The organism is Clostridia bacterium (genome assembly GCA_035628995.1).
GTDB lineage: Bacteria > Bacillota > Clostridia > Lutisporales > Lutisporaceae > BRH-c25.
Map to the genome: position 1 here is coordinate 708,797 of DASPIR010000023.1, position 18,886 is coordinate 727,682.

17 protein-coding genes are annotated in these 18,886 nt (G+C 38.9%); 2 read left to right on the plus strand and 15 right to left on the minus strand.

Going from position 1 to position 18,886, the window contains the following annotated elements:
- Positions 1–13: 13 nt before the first annotated feature.
- From VEB00_10345 to VEB00_10415, 15 genes are all read right to left on the minus strand, one after another.
- Positions 14–547 carry a hypothetical protein gene (locus tag VEB00_10345; protein HYF83410.1) on the minus strand — a complete coding sequence of 178 codons (534 nt, stop codon included), beginning with the start codon at positions 545–547 and terminating at the stop codon, positions 14–16.
- Between the two features lie 60 nt (positions 548–607).
- Complete coding sequence (locus VEB00_10350; protein HYF83411.1) at positions 608–2,638, minus strand: S-layer homology domain-containing protein; 2,031 nt, start codon at positions 2,636–2,638, stop codon at positions 608–610.
- Positions 2,639–3,152: 514 nt separating this feature from the next.
- Positions 3,153–3,911, minus strand: a complete 759-nt coding sequence (locus tag VEB00_10355; GenBank protein HYF83412.1) for an IclR family transcriptional regulator — start codon at positions 3,909–3,911, stop codon at positions 3,153–3,155.
- Between the two features lie 171 nt (positions 3,912–4,082).
- Positions 4,083–4,931 (minus strand): 3-methyl-2-oxobutanoate hydroxymethyltransferase, encoded by an 849-nt coding sequence (gene panB, locus VEB00_10360; protein HYF83413.1) that lies wholly within the window; start codon positions 4,929–4,931, stop codon positions 4,083–4,085.
- Positions 4,932–5,032: 101 nt separating this feature from the next.
- Positions 5,033–6,115, minus strand: a complete 1,083-nt coding sequence (locus tag VEB00_10365; GenBank protein HYF83414.1) for a Glu/Leu/Phe/Val dehydrogenase dimerization domain-containing protein — start codon at positions 6,113–6,115, stop codon at positions 5,033–5,035.
- 38 nt (positions 6,116–6,153) lie between these two features.
- Positions 6,154–7,440 carry an MFS transporter gene (locus VEB00_10370; protein ID HYF83415.1) on the minus strand — a complete coding sequence of 429 codons (1,287 nt, stop codon included), beginning with the start codon at positions 7,438–7,440 and terminating at the stop codon, positions 6,154–6,156.
- An 18-nt stretch (positions 7,441–7,458) separates the two neighbouring features.
- A complete protein-coding gene (locus tag VEB00_10375; GenBank protein HYF83416.1) occupies positions 7,459–8,373 on the minus strand; it encodes a dihydrodipicolinate synthase family protein in 915 nt (304 codons plus the stop codon).
- A 137-nt stretch (positions 8,374–8,510) separates the two neighbouring features.
- The gene (locus VEB00_10380; GenBank protein HYF83417.1) at positions 8,511–9,923 is read right to left on the minus strand and encodes an AbgT family transporter; all 1,413 of its coding nucleotides are present in this window, start codon (positions 9,921–9,923) and stop codon (positions 8,511–8,513) included.
- 17 nt (positions 9,924–9,940) lie between these two features.
- Positions 9,941–11,179 carry a M20/M25/M40 family metallo-hydrolase gene (locus tag VEB00_10385; GenBank protein ID HYF83418.1) on the minus strand — a complete coding sequence of 413 codons (1,239 nt, stop codon included), beginning with the start codon at positions 11,177–11,179 and terminating at the stop codon, positions 9,941–9,943.
- A gap of 30 nt (positions 11,180–11,209) precedes the next feature.
- On the minus strand, positions 11,210–11,917 hold the full coding sequence (locus VEB00_10390) for an ABC transporter ATP-binding protein (GenBank protein ID HYF83419.1): 708 nt from the start codon (positions 11,915–11,917) through the stop codon (positions 11,210–11,212).
- A gap of 4 nt (positions 11,918–11,921) precedes the next feature.
- Positions 11,922–12,710: an ABC transporter ATP-binding protein gene (locus VEB00_10395; protein HYF83420.1), complete on the minus strand. Its 789-nt coding sequence runs from the start codon at positions 12,708–12,710 to the stop codon at positions 11,922–11,924.
- Between the two features lie 2 nt (positions 12,711–12,712).
- Positions 12,713–13,621, minus strand: coding sequence for a branched-chain amino acid ABC transporter permease (locus VEB00_10400; GenBank protein ID HYF83421.1), 909 nt, complete (start codon positions 13,619–13,621; stop codon positions 12,713–12,715).
- 13 nt (positions 13,622–13,634) lie between these two features.
- Positions 13,635–14,513: a branched-chain amino acid ABC transporter permease gene (locus VEB00_10405; protein ID HYF83422.1), complete on the minus strand. Its 879-nt coding sequence runs from the start codon at positions 14,511–14,513 to the stop codon at positions 13,635–13,637.
- A gap of 104 nt (positions 14,514–14,617) precedes the next feature.
- Positions 14,618–15,796: an ABC transporter substrate-binding protein gene (locus tag VEB00_10410; protein HYF83423.1), complete on the minus strand. Its 1,179-nt coding sequence runs from the start codon at positions 15,794–15,796 to the stop codon at positions 14,618–14,620.
- 594 nt (positions 15,797–16,390) lie between these two features.
- A complete protein-coding gene (locus VEB00_10415; GenBank protein HYF83424.1) occupies positions 16,391–16,609 on the minus strand; it encodes a DUF378 domain-containing protein in 219 nt (72 codons plus the stop codon).
- A gap of 212 nt (positions 16,610–16,821) precedes the next feature.
- Here VEB00_10415 and VEB00_10420 point away from each other — a divergent pair, with 212 nt between their 5' ends.
- Positions 16,822–17,364, plus strand: coding sequence for a hypothetical protein (locus tag VEB00_10420; GenBank protein HYF83425.1), 543 nt, complete (start codon positions 16,822–16,824; stop codon positions 17,362–17,364).
- Positions 17,364–18,857 carry an AAA family ATPase gene (locus VEB00_10425; GenBank protein HYF83426.1) on the plus strand — a complete coding sequence of 498 codons (1,494 nt, stop codon included), beginning with the start codon at positions 17,364–17,366 and terminating at the stop codon, positions 18,855–18,857. Before VEB00_10420 ends, VEB00_10425 begins: the two co-directional genes overlap by 1 nt.
- Positions 18,858–18,886 lie beyond the last annotated feature (29 nt).

The window sequence follows — 18,886 nt, forward strand, 5'->3', positions numbered from 1 at the left end:
CGATGATATTCAATTATTGCTGCTCCTGCTTTGTATATCGCACGTACGCATCCTTGATCTTGTTTATATCATCCTCTGAAAGTCTCGAGTACAATATTTCTTTTGCCCGCCTTTTCTCTTCTGATGTTATTCCATTTGACAGCATACCCTTTAGTTCAGATATGTCGCTCTTGGTTAACTTGCTCAAGAGCAGCTTGGTCAAAGAAGCCTTTTCGGATATAGACACTTTATTCTTTGTCTCCTTTGCACTCTCCATTATCTGCTGATTCTCTTCATTTTTTTGTATCTGAGAAATACTGTGGTCCGCAGGCTTAGATGGTTCTGCACCGCCAGCAGGTTTATTGTTTACCTCTTCTGCCTTCTCGCTCCCAGCAGCAGCTGGTGCTGCTTTTTCCGTGTCTGCGCTTTGAAATGCTCTTTCAATCTCTGCACTATCCTTAATGATGCTCTCTACTATGGCTCTTTCTCCCAAGCCATATAAGAGTGAAAGAGCTAATCCAGCCGATATTAACAATAATGCAGCAATTAACAACATTATTTTCTTCATGAATGCACCACCCAAATGGAATGTTTAAAAAATAGAGGTGCTTGCGCACCTCTATTTATGTTACTTATTATAGATTCGGTACACTATCGTAGCAGCTTGTGCTCTTGTTGTCTTTTCAACCGGACCAAGCTCAGCTCCAGCACCTATTAAGATGCCCTCTTTCAGCATTGTTGCAACACTGTCTCTAGCATAGGATGCCACCTTTGACTTGTCGGAGAATTTATCAAGGTCTGCAGCTGTTCCTTTATTCTTTATCTTCTTTACAGCACTTAGAGCTCTTTCAGTAAGCACCATCAAATCCTGCCTTGTGATATATTCATCAGGTTTGAACATGTTGTTGCCTACGCCGTTTGTTATTCCTAACTTCCTGGCAATTGCAATCTCCTTGAAATTAATGTCTGTAGCCTTTATATCACTAAAGTTTTCAGTAATTACAGCATTAACTCCCAATGCTCTAACGAGAATAGCCATGTAATCCCCTCTTGTAATGCTTTCATCAGGTGCAAAGGTCTTGTCGGTAGTGCCTCTTGCAATACCCTTTGAAGCCATTACTTCGATTTCCTTCTTCGCCCAGTGGGTTTTGGTAACATCAGTAAATGTCTTTTGGTTGAATACAAGTATATACTTGCTGAAGTGAGTTGTTGTAAAGCTCACCAAACCAGTTGCAGGATCGTATTTGCCATTTGGAACTTCTATAAGATTGCCTGCGTTATCCATATACCATACAACCAGGAACTCGGAATCCAATGCCTCTGCCCCAGTTGGCGTGTACTTGAAGGATACTGTTGCTGGTTTATCCGGATTGCTGTATTCCTTTACTACCCCATTAACTGTGAAGCTCAGCTCAATTATCGGTTTGTCTCCGACCTTCTGCTGCAATTCGGGAGATAATGTGCTCTTATCGACTTTTGCAATGTTCAAGCTTACATTCTTGTTCTTCACTGTGTCATCGCCGGCAAATATATTACTAGGCAATGTGATATTACCTGCATCTGTCTTTATTGTGATCTCTTCAGACGCTGTTGACTTGCTTAGTGCATTACCTGGAATGCTCATTGTATATGATTTTGCGCCATCAACCTTTGGAACATCTATGACTATATCTTTAGTCCCATCAGTTTGAGGCTTACTCAATGTCAGCAGCTGGTTTATAACATTTTCACTTACTGCTGATGCTGCATTTCCTGTTGTGCTGTTTAATGTTGCAGCAATTTTAATTGATGAGGATCCGTCTGAGTTAGCCTGTGGTGTGGGCGCTGAAGGTGTTGCTGTTCCTCCGCTTGTTCCTCCAGATGGTCCATTGTCATCATCGTCATCCGGTGCGTTATATCTGTCTATCAAGTTATATTTAGCTAAATTGGCTATAAAGTACGGTCTTTCGCTGTCATATTGGCTTCCATTTAGCTTTCCAATCAATTCAGTCATCCTTGTCTTATAAGTACCTATGTTAGGAATAAGTGGAGCTATATCATCAATATCTTCGATAAACTTTTGACTGACATTAACATCACCATCTTCATCCTCATATAAGACATTGGATAATCCATTCAGTACTTTTGCCTTTTGAATGAAGTTTATGAGCAGCAGATAATCATAAGTGTAAGTCTCAATATTCGTTTTTATTGTTATAAAATTCGGATATGTACTTGGGTACTCAGTCGTAATTATCAAGCCGTTTCTAAACTCTAATAAAGTAATACTGGCTATACTTTGATGACCTTGCTGAAAGGTATAAAAATCCTCTAGGCAGCTTTCTAATGTAGCCGGATCGACACTTGGACTGGCTGCATTATTATATTCATCCAGTATGCTTATGATATCATCCAAATTATCGTCTATGTTTTCATCTATTGCATATGTCTCTGCACTTAGGTCAACCCCCATAAGCACCAATACTGCTTCCCTGTCAGCCTTGGTTGCGGCACTATCATCCTTCAATAGTGGAGAAAGAACCTGTATCAAGTTATACTTAGAATCACTGATCCCTGCGCTGGCCGGTATAGCACCTGCATATGACAATATAGTGCACGTCAGGAAGACCACTAAAGTAACCTTTACAATTGCTTGCAGTTTTTTCTTCTCAAGAATCATTTATTTACCTACCTCCTAAAGTTATTTATAGTTGCTGCTTGCTATTTAATTCACAAGCGAAAACTTGAAGAGCCCTGAGCATACGTTTTTCGCTGCAATTCCAGATACCGCCCCCCCAAAAACACCTAATAATCTCTCAAAAACTTTATTTTAAGTTTAGCACTACCTTCCATATTTATCACTTATTTTCAGTCGACCTAAAACTACAGCAAGTACTGCGTTGCAACATTTTTAGAGGACAAGCGAGTGTAAAAAACCATTCTCGTAATGCATTTTACAAAATCGATTAAATTACACACAAAATAAAATATTTTCCAGCTAAAAATCGTTAAATTCTGCAAAATAGTAATGCAATAAAAAAACAGACCGCTTGGACATATATCCATACGGTCTGTTAATTAATTGCATTCTCTTCAATAATTTGCCGAAACATGCTTAAATAAAAAGCAATGATACTCCCAGAGAGAGACCAAAGCTATAAAAAAGCTATGCATATAAAGTAGCTTTGATCTTTTTAGTATCCAAGCTTTCTAGATATCTCCAGTGTATACCTATGGAGTATTTCAGCTATTTCTGCTCTAAGTTTATCGGTCATTCTTGTAGCAGGCCCTGAAACGCTTAAACCTGCTATAGGTTTATTATGGTGATCAAATATAGGCGCTGCCACACATACAAGACCGACCTCCCGCTCCTCAAAATCCTCCGCATACCCATTCTGGCGTACTTTTTTCAGTTGCTGTAAAAAAACATCTCTATCGGTAATAGTCTTATCCGTAAATTTAACAAACCTGGTATTGTTAATAATATCATTAATTTCTTCATCTTCAAGATAGGCCAAAATGGCTTTACCAACAGCTGTACAATAAATATGTATCTTTTCACCATCTTTTGTACATATCCTCATAGAGTGTGGACTTTCTACCTTTTTTAAATATAATATTGTGTCTCCGTCACGTACTACGAGATTCGCCGTCTCATGACAGCTATCCACTAGTTCATCTAGGTATGGAGAAGCGATGCTACGAAGATCCACGTTTACTTTGGTTCCAAGCCGGAATATTTCATTACCTAGCTTATACTTTCCCGTCTGTTTATCTTGCTCCAAAAAATTAAAATCCTTTAGAGTGCAGATAAGCCCAAAGGTTGTGCTTTTATGAAGCTCCATCATTTTGCTGATTTCTGAAACACCTAACTCTTTATATTGGTTAAAGCACTCCAGTATTTGGATTGCCCTAGCTACAGACTGTATTTGGCCTTTTTTATCTTCATTCATTTTAATCTCCATTTTGATATCAAGATAGACATACAATAATATTATAACGTTATCAACCCAGGCAAGCAATAAAGAATGTCCCTTTTAGGTCAAAAATTTATGTCATCCCCATTAGTTGAGAGTTAAGAACCATAGCAGGACATTCTCTATTACATTAATCCTATATAATAATTATTTCCCTAAAAGATTTAAAAATTCTTCTTCTTCTTTGTCCTTCATCTTGTAGGTATGTTCTCCATCAATTGGGAACTTTTCTTCTCTTACTTCTGCAGCGTAATCTTTAAATGCGTTTACGAGTATTTCTCCTACGTTTGCATACTTCTTTACAAACTTGGGTGTGAAATTGTCATAGTAGCCTACCATATCTGCGTATATTAAAAGCTGTCCGTGGGTATATGGGCCTGCGCCTATTCCAAGTATAGGAATGCCTGCTCTTTCTGTTATAGCTTTTCCAACTGGTGCAGGTACGCCCTCTACAAGTATACTGAATGCCCCGGATTCCTCAAGTAATTTTGCCTGTTTAACTAATTTAACCGCTGCCTCAGCACTGCGGCCTTGAGCCTTATATCCGCCTAATTGCCCTGCAAACTGCGGTGTGAGTCCTATATGTCCCATTACCAGTATACCTGCATCATTAATAGCCTTTAGCCTGCTTGCTATGAATGGGCCGCCGCCTTCTAACTTAACTGCATCACAAAGAGCTTCCTTTATAAATCTACCTGCGTTCTCAACTGCCTGCTCATCTGAAACCTGGTATGACATATATGGCATGTCTCCAACAATGAACGTGTTCGGAGCACCCCTTCGGACTGCCTTACAATGACTTATCATATCTTCCATAGTAACAGGAAATGTAGTATCATACCCAAGGGTTACCATACCAAGGGAGTCACCTACAAGTATCATATCGATTTCTGCTTTTTCCTCCATCTTTGCTGTAAGGTAGTCATAAGCTGTAAGGTATACTATCTTATCCCCTTTTGCTACCATTTCGTTAAAATCAAATATAGTCTTTTTCATAAATACACCTCTCCAATACTTTTTTTTGAAACCCTTTAATGTGCGAAAAATTGCTTTCGGGCAATCTTGCCGCATTCATAAAAACCATACATCAACACAATCTATTTTTCAAGATGCCAACTTTTGCGATTTATTGCCATTTGCATCCTATGCTCAGCTAAGGACCTGGCTGCCTCAACGGTAGTAATATGCTCCTCATTGGCTATTTCAAATACTTTCTTAATATTGGCTGTTATATTATTCTTAACTTGACCATATGCACGCTCTCGATTATATCCCATAAACTGATGGGAATTATTAATACAACCACCAACACTTAAAATATAATCTACAGCATATGCTATTCCTTTATCCTGTAGCATTTTACAATGTTTCAATTCGTCTGCCAGCTGATTGTTTGCAGAACCGGCAATAAGTTTGCATTTTAATCTAGGTATTGTATTGTCATTCAATATGCCGCCTAATGCACAAGGTGAGAAAATATCAACATCTAAATCATAAATTTTATCCGGGTCTACTACATCTACATTTAAATCTTCTGTGACTCTTTTCAAATTATCCTTGTCGACATCACATACTATGACATTAGCCCCCTCCTCTTTGAGGTACTTTGCAAGAACATAGCCAATATGCCCTACACCTTGAATCGAAATTGTTTTTCCTTTAAGAGAAGATTCCCCGAAAATTGATTGAGCAGCTGTTTTCATTCCATAACATAAACCATAAGCTGTCGCAGCCGAAGTACTCCCACCGCCTCCATAAACTTCTGGCAGTGCAACGTTATATTTTGTCTCTTGATGGACAATGACCATATCGTCTTCATCTGTCCCAACATCTACCCCTGTTATATAGCGACCTCCCAATCCTTCAATCACTCGTCCAAAAGCTCTCAGTAAATCTTCGGTTTTGTCAGTCTTAGGATTGCCTATGATAACAGCCTTACCTCCGCCAAAATTAATTCCTCCTGCTGCATTTTTATAGGTCATTGCTTTTGCCAAACGCAAAACGTCATTTAGAGCATCATCTTCTGTTGCATATGGCATCATTCTTGTTCCACCAAAGGCTGGACCTAGTGACGTATTGTGTATACCGACAATGCACTTTAAACCTGAATATTTGTCGTATGCATATACAATTTGCTCAAATTCATCCTTTTCCATGACCTCAAATATTACTTTTCCCACTTAAATCCCCTCCATATTTTTTATTATATTTAATTGCACTACATCTTTCCATTACTCATAAGCTTTGCTTGCGCTAATCGCCTCAAAATAAATACCGAAATCGGGGATAGAATTGCACCTGCTCCCAGAATTAAAAATGGTATCCCCCAATTAGTAGCTAAAGTTGCATCTTTAATCCCCAAGTTCATTTTATCTAAAACCTTACCAAAAACAAAAGGGGATAGTATAGTCATAAAATACCCACATGCTGACTGTACTCCTAGTGCCGTAGCTCGAATTTCCCCAGCAACCATTTCAGTCATACCTGCTTTGTATATTGCTGAGTCCGCAACAACCCAAAATCCAATCCACAGCCCCACTATTACAACAATCGCCAGTGACCTGCCGTATAAATAGCCGAAGAAGAACTCCATGATAAGGCTGCTAAATGCACACACAATAATTGTCTTCGTTCGCCCAATTTTATCAGCTACGATACCTGCAAGCCAGACCGACGGTACACCAAGTAAGATAATAAAAGCCGCTATCTGACCTCCAATTGCTACGGCTTGTCTTTCGCCATAACCTGCTGCTAAAGAGCATGCAACCATAAAAGGTCCTATCCATCCCCAGAATGCATAGAGTTCCCACATATGGCCCATATAACCTGTGGTTATTAATATTGGCCCTGCATACTCTCTTTTCTGTGTGGATTTTCTAATTTCTCCACCACCTTTTACCCTTGGTACAGTTTTCACATTTTCAATTGCATCCGCAGGTTTTTCTTTTACAAGGAAAAAAATAATAAAGGCTGCTATAAATGCAGGTAACGATGTCCAAAGCATACCATATCGCCAATTATAAGCCGCTGCTATAGGAGCTGCAACGAAATAACCGCCTGCATAAGCCAGGGTTAGTGCTCCTGTATATGCCCCTAGTACCTTACCCCTTTCGTTAGGTGGAAACCAGTTAGAAAGGAGTGCCATCCCAGGAACATATATTGCACCTGCTGAAAGGCCTGTAATCAACCTTAGTATTAGTATACTTGTAAAATCCTTAGCCAAGAATATAAACAGTGTGGAAAATATTGCTGTACACAACGTAGCCCAAGCAACCACCTTTTTTTTACCTACGTGATCAGCCAGCCAGCCCGTTACTAAAACAATTATTACATATCCTGCTTGAAACGAAGATAAAATAATACCTGTTTGGTTCACAGAAAGACTAAATTCTGCAGCTATGTACTTTGAAACTGCTGAAAAGTTATACCATGGCAGATAACCTAGAACCATTGCTATTAGCATAAATAAAAAAACTTTATTCTTTTCACTTAAACGGTTTTTCATTTTCTACTCTTTCCATAATTATATTAAATTTATATATTCCATTACCGCCCTGAGTTCTCGTCTCCTATTCTCTGAAATGGGCTCCATCACTACCTTGCAGGTTTCACTTTCGATTACACCCATCCATTTCAAGGCCAATTTGTAACATTGCGGGTATTGCAGTACGTTAGCAAAAGCTATTGAATTTAATGGTGCTACCTTATCATAGAAAATCTTTCTAGCTTGCTCTAATTTTCCTTCCTGAACAAAGTTAAACATATCGGTTTGTTCTCTTGGAAGAACGCAGCTAGCAGCAGAAGTCATTCCCTTTGCACCCTCTAGCAGCATAAGATAATTCAGCTGATCATGTCCTGACCATGCTGCAAGCTTACCCCCTGTTGCCTTTTCGTACATGGAAATCTTCTCAGGATAGGGTATAAAAAGTTTTGCGCATGCCATATTGGGAATCGTATCTGCCATTCTTTTTAATAGATCAAGAGGTATTTCTATCCCAGCTCCTCCGTCATATACCATGATAGGTAAATCTACAGAATCACTAATGTATTTTACATGTCTATAGATTCCCTCAGACCTATGTGGATGATAATAAGGTGGGCAGGTAAATATGTAATCTGCTCCCACACTCTCTGCATGTTTTGCAAGATTGGCACCAATATCACTTGACGAATCATTTACTCCCACTCCTACAGGAACCCTGCCTTTGGTTTGATCAACTACAATCTCGACAAACTTTTTTCTTTCGGCCTCTGTAAGTGCAAAAACCTCACCGGTGCTGCCAAGAGCTAGAATTCCATGTACATCATTTTTTATAACAAACTCCACTAGATTTCTGGTAGAGGCTTCATCAATATCGCCTTTTTCGTTAAGAGGTGTAACTGTTAAAACATGATTTCCAAATAGTTTAGCTTTCTTTTCTTCTAACGTTAATGACATTTAATTCACTCCTTTAATATAATAATGCATTAAATAATAGTTGCCTTTACATGTCCAATGTCTGGCAATGGCCACGGTCCTATCATAGTGATATTCTTTATTTATTCAATATCTAATATTGTTTGAAAACACGCTTCTTAGAAGCCAATCTTAATGGCAATAAACAGAACAATAAAGGCGATAAGGAATAATATACTCAAATAAGGTATGATGAATTTATACCACCTTTGAATTGGAACTTTCCCGTAATTTAAGAAAATTAGCAAAGTACCGTAGCTGAACCAGAACATGTTGGTAATACCATCACCGAACTGATAAGCCAAGACAGAGGTTTGGGAAGTAAGTCCCAGACTTAGAGCAATTGGCACCATAATAGGACTGAGCAGCGTGCCATTCGCACTTCCGGATGGAATAATACCGTTGATAAAACTTACGATAATTACAATGCTGATGGCAGCTATCAAAGGTGATGTTCCTTTTAACAACTCTGTAGCATTATAAATTATAGTGGCGTTTATATTGCCGGCGTTGAGCACCCAGTAGACTCCACGAGCAACACCGACGATGAGAGCACCGCTGATGGAGCCTTTTGCTCCAGCAATGAAAGCATCAGAAATGGTACCGGCTTTCATTTTGCCAATAATACCAGCAACGATACCGGATAATATAAATATGGCAGAAACGTCATCAATAGCCCATTTAACTCCATTAATACCGTATTTCATACCGATAACAGTAAAGACCATAGCACCAAAGATAGACAGAAGTACCAAGCTCTGTGCTCCAGTTATCTTGGTAGGTTCATTGTTAGTTGTCTCTAAACGGATGTCAGAAACATCGATGTCAGCTACTAGACTATTAGATGGATTTTTACGAGTTTTGTTGGCATAGATAACAATATATAAAACGCTGACAGCTGTGATAACTGCCCATACAATCGTACGGAAACCAAGACCAACAAACAGGTCTCCTCCAGGCAGTAAACCCATTTTTATAAGGATACCATTGCAGACACCTACGGTATACAGATTAGTAGGACCTGCAATAAAACCACCCATTGACCCAACAATAACGACGGCAACAGCGGTTATGGCATCATAACCTAGCGCCAGTACCACAGCTATAACCAGTGGTACAAAAGGAATCAATACTTCAACCCAACCAAGGAAACCTCCGATTGCAGAGAAAACAGTTACCAAAACTATAAGGAGCATTGTGTGGGATGTTTTTCCAAACTTATGCACCATAGTGGAGATACCAGAGTCGATAGCACCTGTTTTTTTGTAGATTTCCAGAGCGCCGCCGACAGTTAATATTAGGATAAAGATATTTGCAGAGTCTTTTAGACCATAAGGTATTGCCCTAAAAATATTAAAAAGGTTGTTAAAATTAAATTTATTTCTAGGTAGTGCTTTATATACCCCATCAGTCAAAGTACCGGGTGTAACAAGAAATGTTAAAAGGCCACAGATAACTATTACACAAAAGATTAATATATAGGGGTTAATGTCTATTGGCTTTCTCTCTTTTTGCATTTTCTGTTTTTCCATCTTCTCCACCTCCAAATCTATTTGCTTGAATTAGCAAGGACCGTGGCCATTGCCAGATAACCCACAGTACCCTCTTCCATCATGGTGATATCGATATTATCCTCAGTGGTGTGACAAAGTTTAATTTCCGCTGGAGAATAACCAATACATTTTATGCCTTTGGCAGCATAATGTCCGGTATCGGTTGCAAATGCCCAAATTTTGGTCCTAATGGAATGACCCACCGCCTCCTCTACGGTCTTTTTGCATAATTGTACATAAGGCTCGTCCATATTTACGCTAAAGGGAAACTCACCTTGATAACCTTCACCCTGAAAACCAGTATAGGTAGTCAGTGGAAAGTACAGAGCCTTCAAATTGACGGCAATGCCATCAAACTTGCAACGATTTATGACTTCCTGGATTTTAGCTAACGCAATCTCCTCAGTGTCTCCGGCAGACTGGCGATAGTCAATATATACAACCACTTCATTCGGAATGATATTGGTACCCTTTTCCGAAGAAGTAATATTGGTTACAGACATTGTGGAGGATCCGAAAAGTTTATCCTTCGCCATTTCTACGGTTTTCAGTTCTATGAGGAATTTACCTAAAAAATCAAAGGGATTATTACCCACATGTGGTATGGAAGCATGGCAGGATTTCCCGGTAATAGTAATAACAGCGCAGAATCTACCTCGGCATCCTATGCCCAAATCGTTTTCTGTGGCCTCGCCAACGATAGCATAATCGGTGAGCTTGTAGTTATCACGAGTCTGCATCATTGCACCAAACCCAGCGATCTCCTCGCTTACAACACCAGCAACAATAATGTCTCCTTTTGGTAATAAGCCAGCATTTTTTAAAATTATTGGGGTGTACATCTGTATTGCAAATGTTCCTTTGGTATCAGAAGCACCTCTTCCCCAAATTTTGCCCTCTGCAATAGCGCCACTGTATGGAGGGTATTTCCACTTTGATGTATCGCCTTCATCAACAACATCCAAATGACAATTCAGCATAACAGAGCTACCATCACCAGTACCTTTGACTGAACCAAATATGCTACCATAAGCGTCTACTACTACTTCGTCATAGCCTAGAGCTTTCATTTTGTCTACAGTATATTGGGCAAACTCACCTTCGTGTGTAGATTGAGAGTTAATCCGAATCATTTCTGAAGCAGTTTTGACAATTTCATCCTTGTACCGCTGCGCCAACATGATAAATTTCTGGTTCATAATGCTTCTCCTTCCCAGAACGGAAAATCTGAGCATGAAATATTTAACTTCCTACAATTTTTTGTCTTATCTTTTTGAACCAAGATACGCTTCTCTAACCTTTGGGTTATTTGCAATATCCTGTGCAGAACCATTCATTGTTAAAACACCTTGTTCTAGAACATATGCACTGTCAGCAATTTTCAGTGCTTTATATGCATTTTGTTCCACCAATAGAATAGTTTTACCCATTTCTTTGATATTTTTTATTATGTCAAAGATGGTATTGACCAGAAGTGGCGCAAGCCCCAGGGATGGTTCGTCTAACATAATAAGCTCGGGATTACTCATTAAACCTCGTCCCATTGCAAGCATTTGTTGCTCGCCACCCGACAATGTGCCTGCCGATTGATTTTCCCTTTCTTTCAGTCGAGGAAATATATCAAAAATATTTTCCAAATCAGCAGCTATTTTCTTTGTATCTTTTCTTAAATAAGCACCCAACATAAGATTGTCCTTTACACTCAGATTTGCAAATATCAATCTTCCTTCAGGTACCTGGCACAATCCTTTTCTTACTATTTTATGGGGAGCCATTCCCAACTTCTCATCTTTAAAAAATATTTCTCCCTCTTTTGGTCTTAAAAGCCCGGATATTGTATTCAAAAGAGTAGACTTTCCAGCCCCATTCGATCCAATAATTGCAACTATTTCTCCTGCATTCACTTCAACATTGATGCCTCGGAGAGCATGAATGCCACCATAGTAGACATGCAAATTATTTACTTTTAACATTGTGTCACTCACCTCCCAAATAGGCTTCTTGAACTTTGGGGTCATTTTGTATAACATCACAGGGTCCATCTGCCAGCTTACAGCCAAAATTCAAAACAGTTATGTTCTCGCATATACGCATAACCAAGTCCATATGGTGATCAATCAATAGCACTGATAAATCAAACTTTTCTCTAACCTGTTTTATTAATTCCGTTAACCTGTCAGTTTCATCAGGATTCATACCGGCAGCAGGTTCATCCAAAAGCAAAAGCTTTGGATTTAAAGCAAGTGCACGCGCAATTTCCAGCCTTCTTTGCAAACCGTAAGGAAGATTATTTGCGACGATATCTCTTCTGTCGTCAAGTTCTAAAATCTCTAGCAAATTTTGAGCCTGCTCTGCTAATATAGCTTCCTCTCTGCCAAAGCGCGTCTTCATTTTCAGAGAACTTGGAAGTGAGCCAAACAATATAGCTTCGCCGATTGAATATTCCGCATTATAATGGCAAGCCGTTAATATGTTTTCGTAAACAGTCAGTTTTTTGAACAATCTTATATTTTGAAAGGTTCTTGTAATACCGGAATCTGCAACTTTATAAGGCTGAAGATTTGCTATATCCTTTCCTTCAAACACGATTTGGCCTGAAGTCACTTTATATACGCCTGTTATCAGGTTAAATATTGTCGTCTTCCCAGCACCGTTGGGACCTATCAGCCCTGATATACTGCCTTTCTCAATCTTAAAACTCACATCGTTTACTGCAGTAAGACCTCCAAAGGTCTTAGTCAAATTTTTTATTTCCAGTAAAGCCATAACTACTCGCCTCCTTTGTCTAAAGGCTTGCTCATAGAAATGCGTTTACTACTTATTTTGTTGAATAGAACTTTTAAACCTTTCAAACTAAGTTCCTTACCACCCATAAGTCCTTGCGGCCTTGAAATCATAATGAAAACAACTGCTACTCCATATACTACCAATCTCCATCTTGCAAAATCTCTCAGCAGTTCCGGCAAAGATACAAGAACCAGGGCACCGAGGACGCTGCCGGAGATACTGCCAAGCCCTCCGAAAATAACCATGATGATCAGTTCCGTTGAGCGAGTAAGGGTGAATATTTTAGGCTGGAGAAAGGTGAGATAAGAGCCAAGCAGGCCTCCACCGACACCAGCATAAAAAGCACTTATTAGCAGTGAAATCATCTTATATTTAAATACATTAATCCCGATAACTTGGGATGCCAACTCTTCTTCTCTGATGGCAACCATATTTCTTCCATGTCTTGAATGGATAATATTAACCAGTATAATAATACCAATAATATCCATACTCACAACAAGAAATAGACTATTATTCAGGCTTGGAACTCCTGGCCATCCTCTTGCCCCGCCAAAATACGCAGTATTATCCAGAATAAGTCTGATGGCTTCACCAAATCCAAGGGTGGCAATACAAAAATAATCCCCTTTTAAATTCAAAGTAAATTTACCAATTATGAGGCTAAAGAGTGCTGCCACTAGTCCCCCCATTAATAAAGAAGGTAAAATTGGCATATGCAATTTGATCATCATAAATGCTGATGTATAACCCCCGATTGCCATAAACCCTGCATGTCCAAAAGAAAAAAGTCCTGTAAAGCCTGTTAGAAGGGAAAGACCAAGAACTGGGAGTACATATATTCCAGCAAGAGCCAATATTCCTTTTATATAATACCAACTAAAATCCATCTACTACCCCCCTTTAAGCCTTATCTTCTGTAATCTTACCCATAAGTCCCATAGGTCTTACAACAAGAATAAAGATTAGCAGCACAAATGCAATTAGATCACGATATTGAGAAGATAAGTAACCTGAAGTCAAAGTTTCAATTATCGCCAGCAGCACTGAACCTAACACTGCGCCCTGAATACTGCCCAAACCGCCAAAAACCGCTGCTATAAAAGATTTTATTGTAATGTTCCCAATCTGAGGATATACTGTATATTTCATACCAAATAATACACCTGCAAAACCTGCCAATATCCCACCGACGACAAATACAATTAAGATAATAACGTCAGTATTAATGCCCATCAGCGAACTGGCCTTTGCATTATATGCAGTTGCCTGAATAGCCTTACCAACCTTTGTAAAATCTATCATGTAGACAAGTATCCCCAGACAAATTGCTGAAATTATGAACATCATCAAGTCAATTCTTCCTATAGAGAGTAACCCTAATTGGATTGGTTTTGATGAAAGTATTTCCGGATATGTCCTAAATGAAGGACCAATAGTCGCTATTACGATGTTTTCCAAGAAAATTGATATGCCCATTGCTGAAATTATAAAATATAGAAATGGTGCATTCCTATTTCTTAAAGGCTTATAAGCTACCCTTTCTATAAGAACAGCTAATAACCCTGCGCATATACCGGAAACGATAAAAGCGACAGGAAATGAAAATTTAAATAAAGTTATAAAGAAAAAACCGAAATATGCTCCAAACATAATAACGCCGCCATGAGCAAAATTGGAAAAATTCATTATGCTGTATACAAGTGAATATCCAACAGCCATGAGGGCATAGACACCACCAATGGATAATCCGTTAATCAACTGCTGTAAGAAATTATACATAAACATTTCTCCTATATAAAGATTACTTATGTTGAGTGAATTGCAACCCTTGTATTACAAGGGTTGCAATGTTAAATTGAAAGCAACAGCAGGTCCACTAAGATTTATTGTGGAGTATACTTCTGTTGGAATACAAACTTTCCTCCAGTTATCTTAATGATGGCTGCTTCTTTTCCTTCAGGGTTATGTGTATCTTTCCCAATCTTTATATTGCCTGTAATACCGCTTATATTTGTAGTTTCTAGTGCGTCTTTAATTTTCACTCCATCAAAGCTATTAGCTCTCTTTACAGCATCCTCCAGCATAGCACTTGCATCTGTTGCCAGGAATCCGGTTATTTCAGGAGCCTTTCCAAACTTTGCTTTATATTCGTCGACGAAACTTTTAACTGAAGGATCTTCCATATCCAGATGGTTAACAAAGTATGAGTTTTCTATTGCATCACCGCCCATTGTAAGCAACTGCTCTGACGGCCATGTATCACTGCCTAAAAATGTTGCTGTTATTCCTAATTCTCTTGCTTGTCTTGCACTTAAAGAAACTTCTTTAAATAAGTATGGCATAAATATAACATCCGGTTGTGTTGCCTTTATCTTTGTCAACTGTGCTCTAAAATCAACTTCCCCTGTTTTCCAAGCTTCTTTTGCAACTATTTCTCCGCCTTTTGCTTTATAAGTTTCTTCGAAGAATTGAGTGAGTCCTGTTGAATAGTCGTCGCCTATATCGTACAGTATCGCTGCCTTTTTAGATTTTAAAACATCAACTGCAAAACCAGCTGCAACTGAACCTTGATATGGATCGATAAAGCATGCTCTGAAGTTAAATGGCTTAATCTTTCCATCTAAAACAGTTACTTTTGGATTCGTTGCTATTTCTGAAATATCCGGAATCTTCATTTCCTCTAAAACACTGGAAATCGGAATAGCTTGTCCACTACCATTAGGTCCAATAATACCAATTACTTTATCTTGACCTGTCAATCTTTTTACAACATTTACAGCTTCAGTAGAGTCGCCTTTTGTATCGTATGAAACGATTTGTACTTGCTTGCCTAAAAGACCACCGTTTTTATTTACTTTTTCGAAATACATATTTACAGCATTTAAGCTGCTTTCGCCGTAAACACTTGAATCACCAGTTAGAGGCCCCATAAAGCCGACTTTGACGACTTCTGAAGCTGGTGATGATGACGTTGCCGATGATGCAGGATTTGAACAACCTGAGAAAAGAACTGTCATAAGCATGAATACACCCAGTGCTAGACATAAATTTTTCTTTTTCATTATTAGCCATCCTCCTATTTATTAGTATTATTTGAGATGCATCCGGTAAACTTATTCCTCCTTTCTAAAAGTTTTCTATTAATAGCTATTACCCAAATTACTTGAATAATGCTTCAAGACTATCTATTGCATGATAAGTTAATTAATACTATTTTTTATAATCGGATATCAAATTTGCCGGATTTATTATGTATATTGTCTTAGATATATCATCTATAATTCTTATATTGTCCTACATTATAGTACGCAGTAGTGTCATACCGTATGCCTATTATATTATCATAATATTCACAATAAGCAAACAGACTTTTGAAATTTATTTAATTTATCTCCATTACTGGAGGTTTCTGTTTATTGTTATAACGATATACCTTACAAGGTTAAATGGCAGATTTACCATAGTAGCATCAATAATCTTAATAGCTGGTAGCGCTTTGTTTATCTTTGTTTACCGAACATTTCAATGGCGCGCTCAACTTGGTTATACCATATAGTGTATTTCTTTATGATACACTAATCTAATTTAAGACAACAAAAATAGAACCTCGTCTCTCCGAGATTCTATTTGCTTAGCGAAAATGATTTTTTCAGGTTCTATGCTCTGTCCCTATTATGGGTTCCTGCTTTATCACGATCTCTGAAAAGCAAACTGACAGACCAAATACCAGCAACGCCCACTAGGGTATAAACAAGCCTGCTGAGTAATGCATCCTGCCCTCCAAAGAGAGCTGCTACCAGGTCAAACTGAAAGAGCCCGACCAATAACCAGTTCAACGCACCGACAATCACTAAAATAAGTGCTAATCTATCCATATTCCTAGATCTCCTTTCTTCTGCAATATTTAATATGCAGAACATACAAATTTATCAACCACTATATATTATATTCATTATTAAAATTGCTATACTAGTGCTTATTAACGTCACAGCTTTCTAGTCAATCAATATGTTAAAATCTTACGTTGGTGTGCATTATCTCATATGTTATAATGTTATGTAAACCATTTTAGATATGGAGGTTCGTTATGGATAAGAAATACATTCAGCTCCTAAAGGGCTGTATTGCATTAATCATTACAGTAGCCTGCTTGTATGTAGGACAAGCAATTTGGCATGACTACGCCGTTGACCAGCCTTTAGACAAAGTATTGCATGGCATTGAAGGGGTGGAAAAGGTTACTTGGGATGACAGTAATAATATAAATGACACAATTAATATATATGTCACCCTCAATAATACGGCCAATCTTCAAAAAACATATGGAGATATCGACAGTAAAATTGAAAAGACATTAAAAAATAAAAAATTTAACTTGGAGATAAAGGATAACCGTTCTCCAGAGCTGGAAGAGTCATATTATGATATTCACTACTATATTCAGAAAGCTATTGTAGACGGAGATTTTCCGCTGCTTGAAGAAAAAGTTCAGGAGAAGGCTGGCGCCACAGGAGCTGCGGCAAAGGTTTATGTTGATGAGAAATACATATATCTTCAGCTGACCAAGAATGACAGCTCTTTGTATACTGTGGTCTCCCGGCATTCTGACAGGTTAGGAGGGAATTTCTAATGAAAAACAAGGAGATTATCGCAGGAGCAGCAGCAGGAATACTGATATTTCTTACGCTTAAAGGCATAAATATACTCCCTCTGCTATTCTTCGCAGGGCTTATAGGTGCAGCTTACTATCTCAATTCCAGCAAGCAGCAGAGTAAACGTACTGACTTCACTTCTGTAGAGCGAAATGTCTCTTCAATTTCCTTTGATGATATTGGAGGCCAGGAGGTTGCCAAGAATGAGCTTTGCGAGGCTCTTGAATTCATGAAAAGTGATGAGCAGATAAAGCACTTGGGGATACGTCCGTTAAAAGGAATATTGCTCAGTGGGCCTCCAGGCACAGGAAAGACTTTGCTGGCAAAAGCGGCTGCACAGTTCACCAACTCAGTGTTCTTATCTGCCAGCGGCTCAGAATTTGTAGAAATGTATGTGGGCGTTGGAGCTCAGAGGGTACGTAAGCTTTTTGATCAAGCAAGGCAGGCAGCGAAAAAACTCAAAAAACCTAGTGCTGTCATTTTCATCGATGAAATAGAGGTGCTCGGAGGAGCAAGAGGATCAAATAACGGACATCAGGAGCATGATCAGACCTTGAACGAGCTTCTGGTGCAAATGGATGGCGTATCCTCAAATGAGGATATCAAGATCCTCATAATCGGAGCCACCAACCGTGTTGATATGCTGGATTCAGCCTTGCTCCGCCCCGGTAGGTTTGACCGTCTGGTTAAGGTTGATTTGCCTGATAAGAAAGGTAGATTGCACATCCTTAAGCTGCATGCGAAAAACAAGCCCCTTGCAGAAGATGTTTCCATTGATGCTCTGGCGAAGGACACCTTCGGTTTTTCCGGGGCGCAGCTGGAAAGCGTTACAAATGAGGCGGCCATTCTCGCAATGCGTGAAGACTCTGATAAGATTACCCCTCTACATTTCCGAAGCGCGATTGAAAAGGTAATGATGGGGGAAAAGCTGGACAGACTTCCCAGCAAGGAAGAAAAGCACAGAATAGCAGTACATGAATCAGGTCATGCGATTATTGGTGAGCTTAAGCTTCCCGCCTCTGTCGCCAGCGTCAATGTAGCATCCAGAAGCAATGCTCTTGGCTACGTACGTCAGACACAGGAAAATGATATGTATCTATATACCTATGATCATCTTAAATCAAGAATCGCAGTTGCTTTGGCAGGTACTCTCTCCGAGGAGGTAATATTTGAAAACAGGAGCACTGGCGGCTCTAGCGATTTTAAGCATGCTTCCGATATGGCAAAGCAAATCATTTACAGCGGAATGTCGGAGTTGGGGATCATATCAGTAGAAGATATACCAAAGGATCAACTTCATTCTGCTATCACTGCAATACTGAGAGAAGCAGAAAATGAGACTCGTGAGCTGCTGCTGCAGCATAAGAGAGAATTGAAACGAGTCACTGAATTATTGCTGGATAAAGAGACAATATCAGGTGACGAACTGAGGTTAGTATTGAAAAACTGTAAAAATTCAGAATGCGCATAAATTGGTTTGTAATAAATTCCCACAAAAAA

Coding starts and splice junctions, on each gene's coding strand:
- VEB00_10345 (HYF83410.1), bottom strand. CDS start 547: ATGAAGAAAATAATGTTGTTAATTGCTGCATTATTGTTAATATCGGCT.
- VEB00_10350 (HYF83411.1), bottom strand. CDS start 2,638: ATGATTCTTGAGAAGAAAAAACTGCAAGCAATTGTAAAGGTTACTTTA.
- VEB00_10355 (HYF83412.1), bottom strand. CDS start 3,911: ATGAATGAAGATAAAAAAGGCCAAATACAGTCTGTAGCTAGGGCAATC.
- panB (HYF83413.1), bottom strand. CDS start 4,931: ATGAAAAAGACTATATTTGATTTTAACGAAATGGTAGCAAAAGGGGAT.
- VEB00_10370 (HYF83415.1), bottom strand. CDS start 7,440: ATGAAAAACCGTTTAAGTGAAAAGAATAAAGTTTTTTTATTTATGCTA.
- VEB00_10375 (HYF83416.1), bottom strand. CDS start 8,373: ATGTCATTAACGTTAGAAGAAAAGAAAGCTAAACTATTTGGAAATCAT.
- VEB00_10380 (HYF83417.1), bottom strand. CDS start 9,923: ATGGAAAAACAGAAAATGCAAAAAGAGAGAAAGCCAATAGACATTAAC.
- VEB00_10385 (HYF83418.1), bottom strand. CDS start 11,179: ATGCTCAGATTTTCCGTTCTGGGAAGGAGAAGCATTATGAACCAGAAA.
- VEB00_10390 (HYF83419.1), bottom strand. CDS start 11,917: ATGTTAAAAGTAAATAATTTGCATGTCTACTATGGTGGCATTCATGCT.
- VEB00_10395 (HYF83420.1), bottom strand. CDS start 12,710: ATGGCTTTACTGGAAATAAAAAATTTGACTAAGACCTTTGGAGGTCTT.
- VEB00_10400 (HYF83421.1), bottom strand. CDS start 13,621: ATGGATTTTAGTTGGTATTATATAAAAGGAATATTGGCTCTTGCTGGA.
- VEB00_10405 (HYF83422.1), bottom strand. CDS start 14,513: ATGTATAATTTCTTACAGCAGTTGATTAACGGATTATCCATTGGTGGT.
- VEB00_10410 (HYF83423.1), bottom strand. CDS start 15,796: ATGAAAAAGAAAAATTTATGTCTAGCACTGGGTGTATTCATGCTTATG.
- VEB00_10415 (HYF83424.1), bottom strand. CDS start 16,609: ATGGATAGATTAGCACTTATTTTAGTGATTGTCGGTGCGTTGAACTGG.
- VEB00_10420 (HYF83425.1), top strand. CDS start 16,822: ATGGATAAGAAATACATTCAGCTCCTAAAGGGCTGTATTGCATTAATC.
- VEB00_10425 (HYF83426.1), top strand. CDS start 17,364: ATGAAAAACAAGGAGATTATCGCAGGAGCAGCAGCAGGAATACTGATA.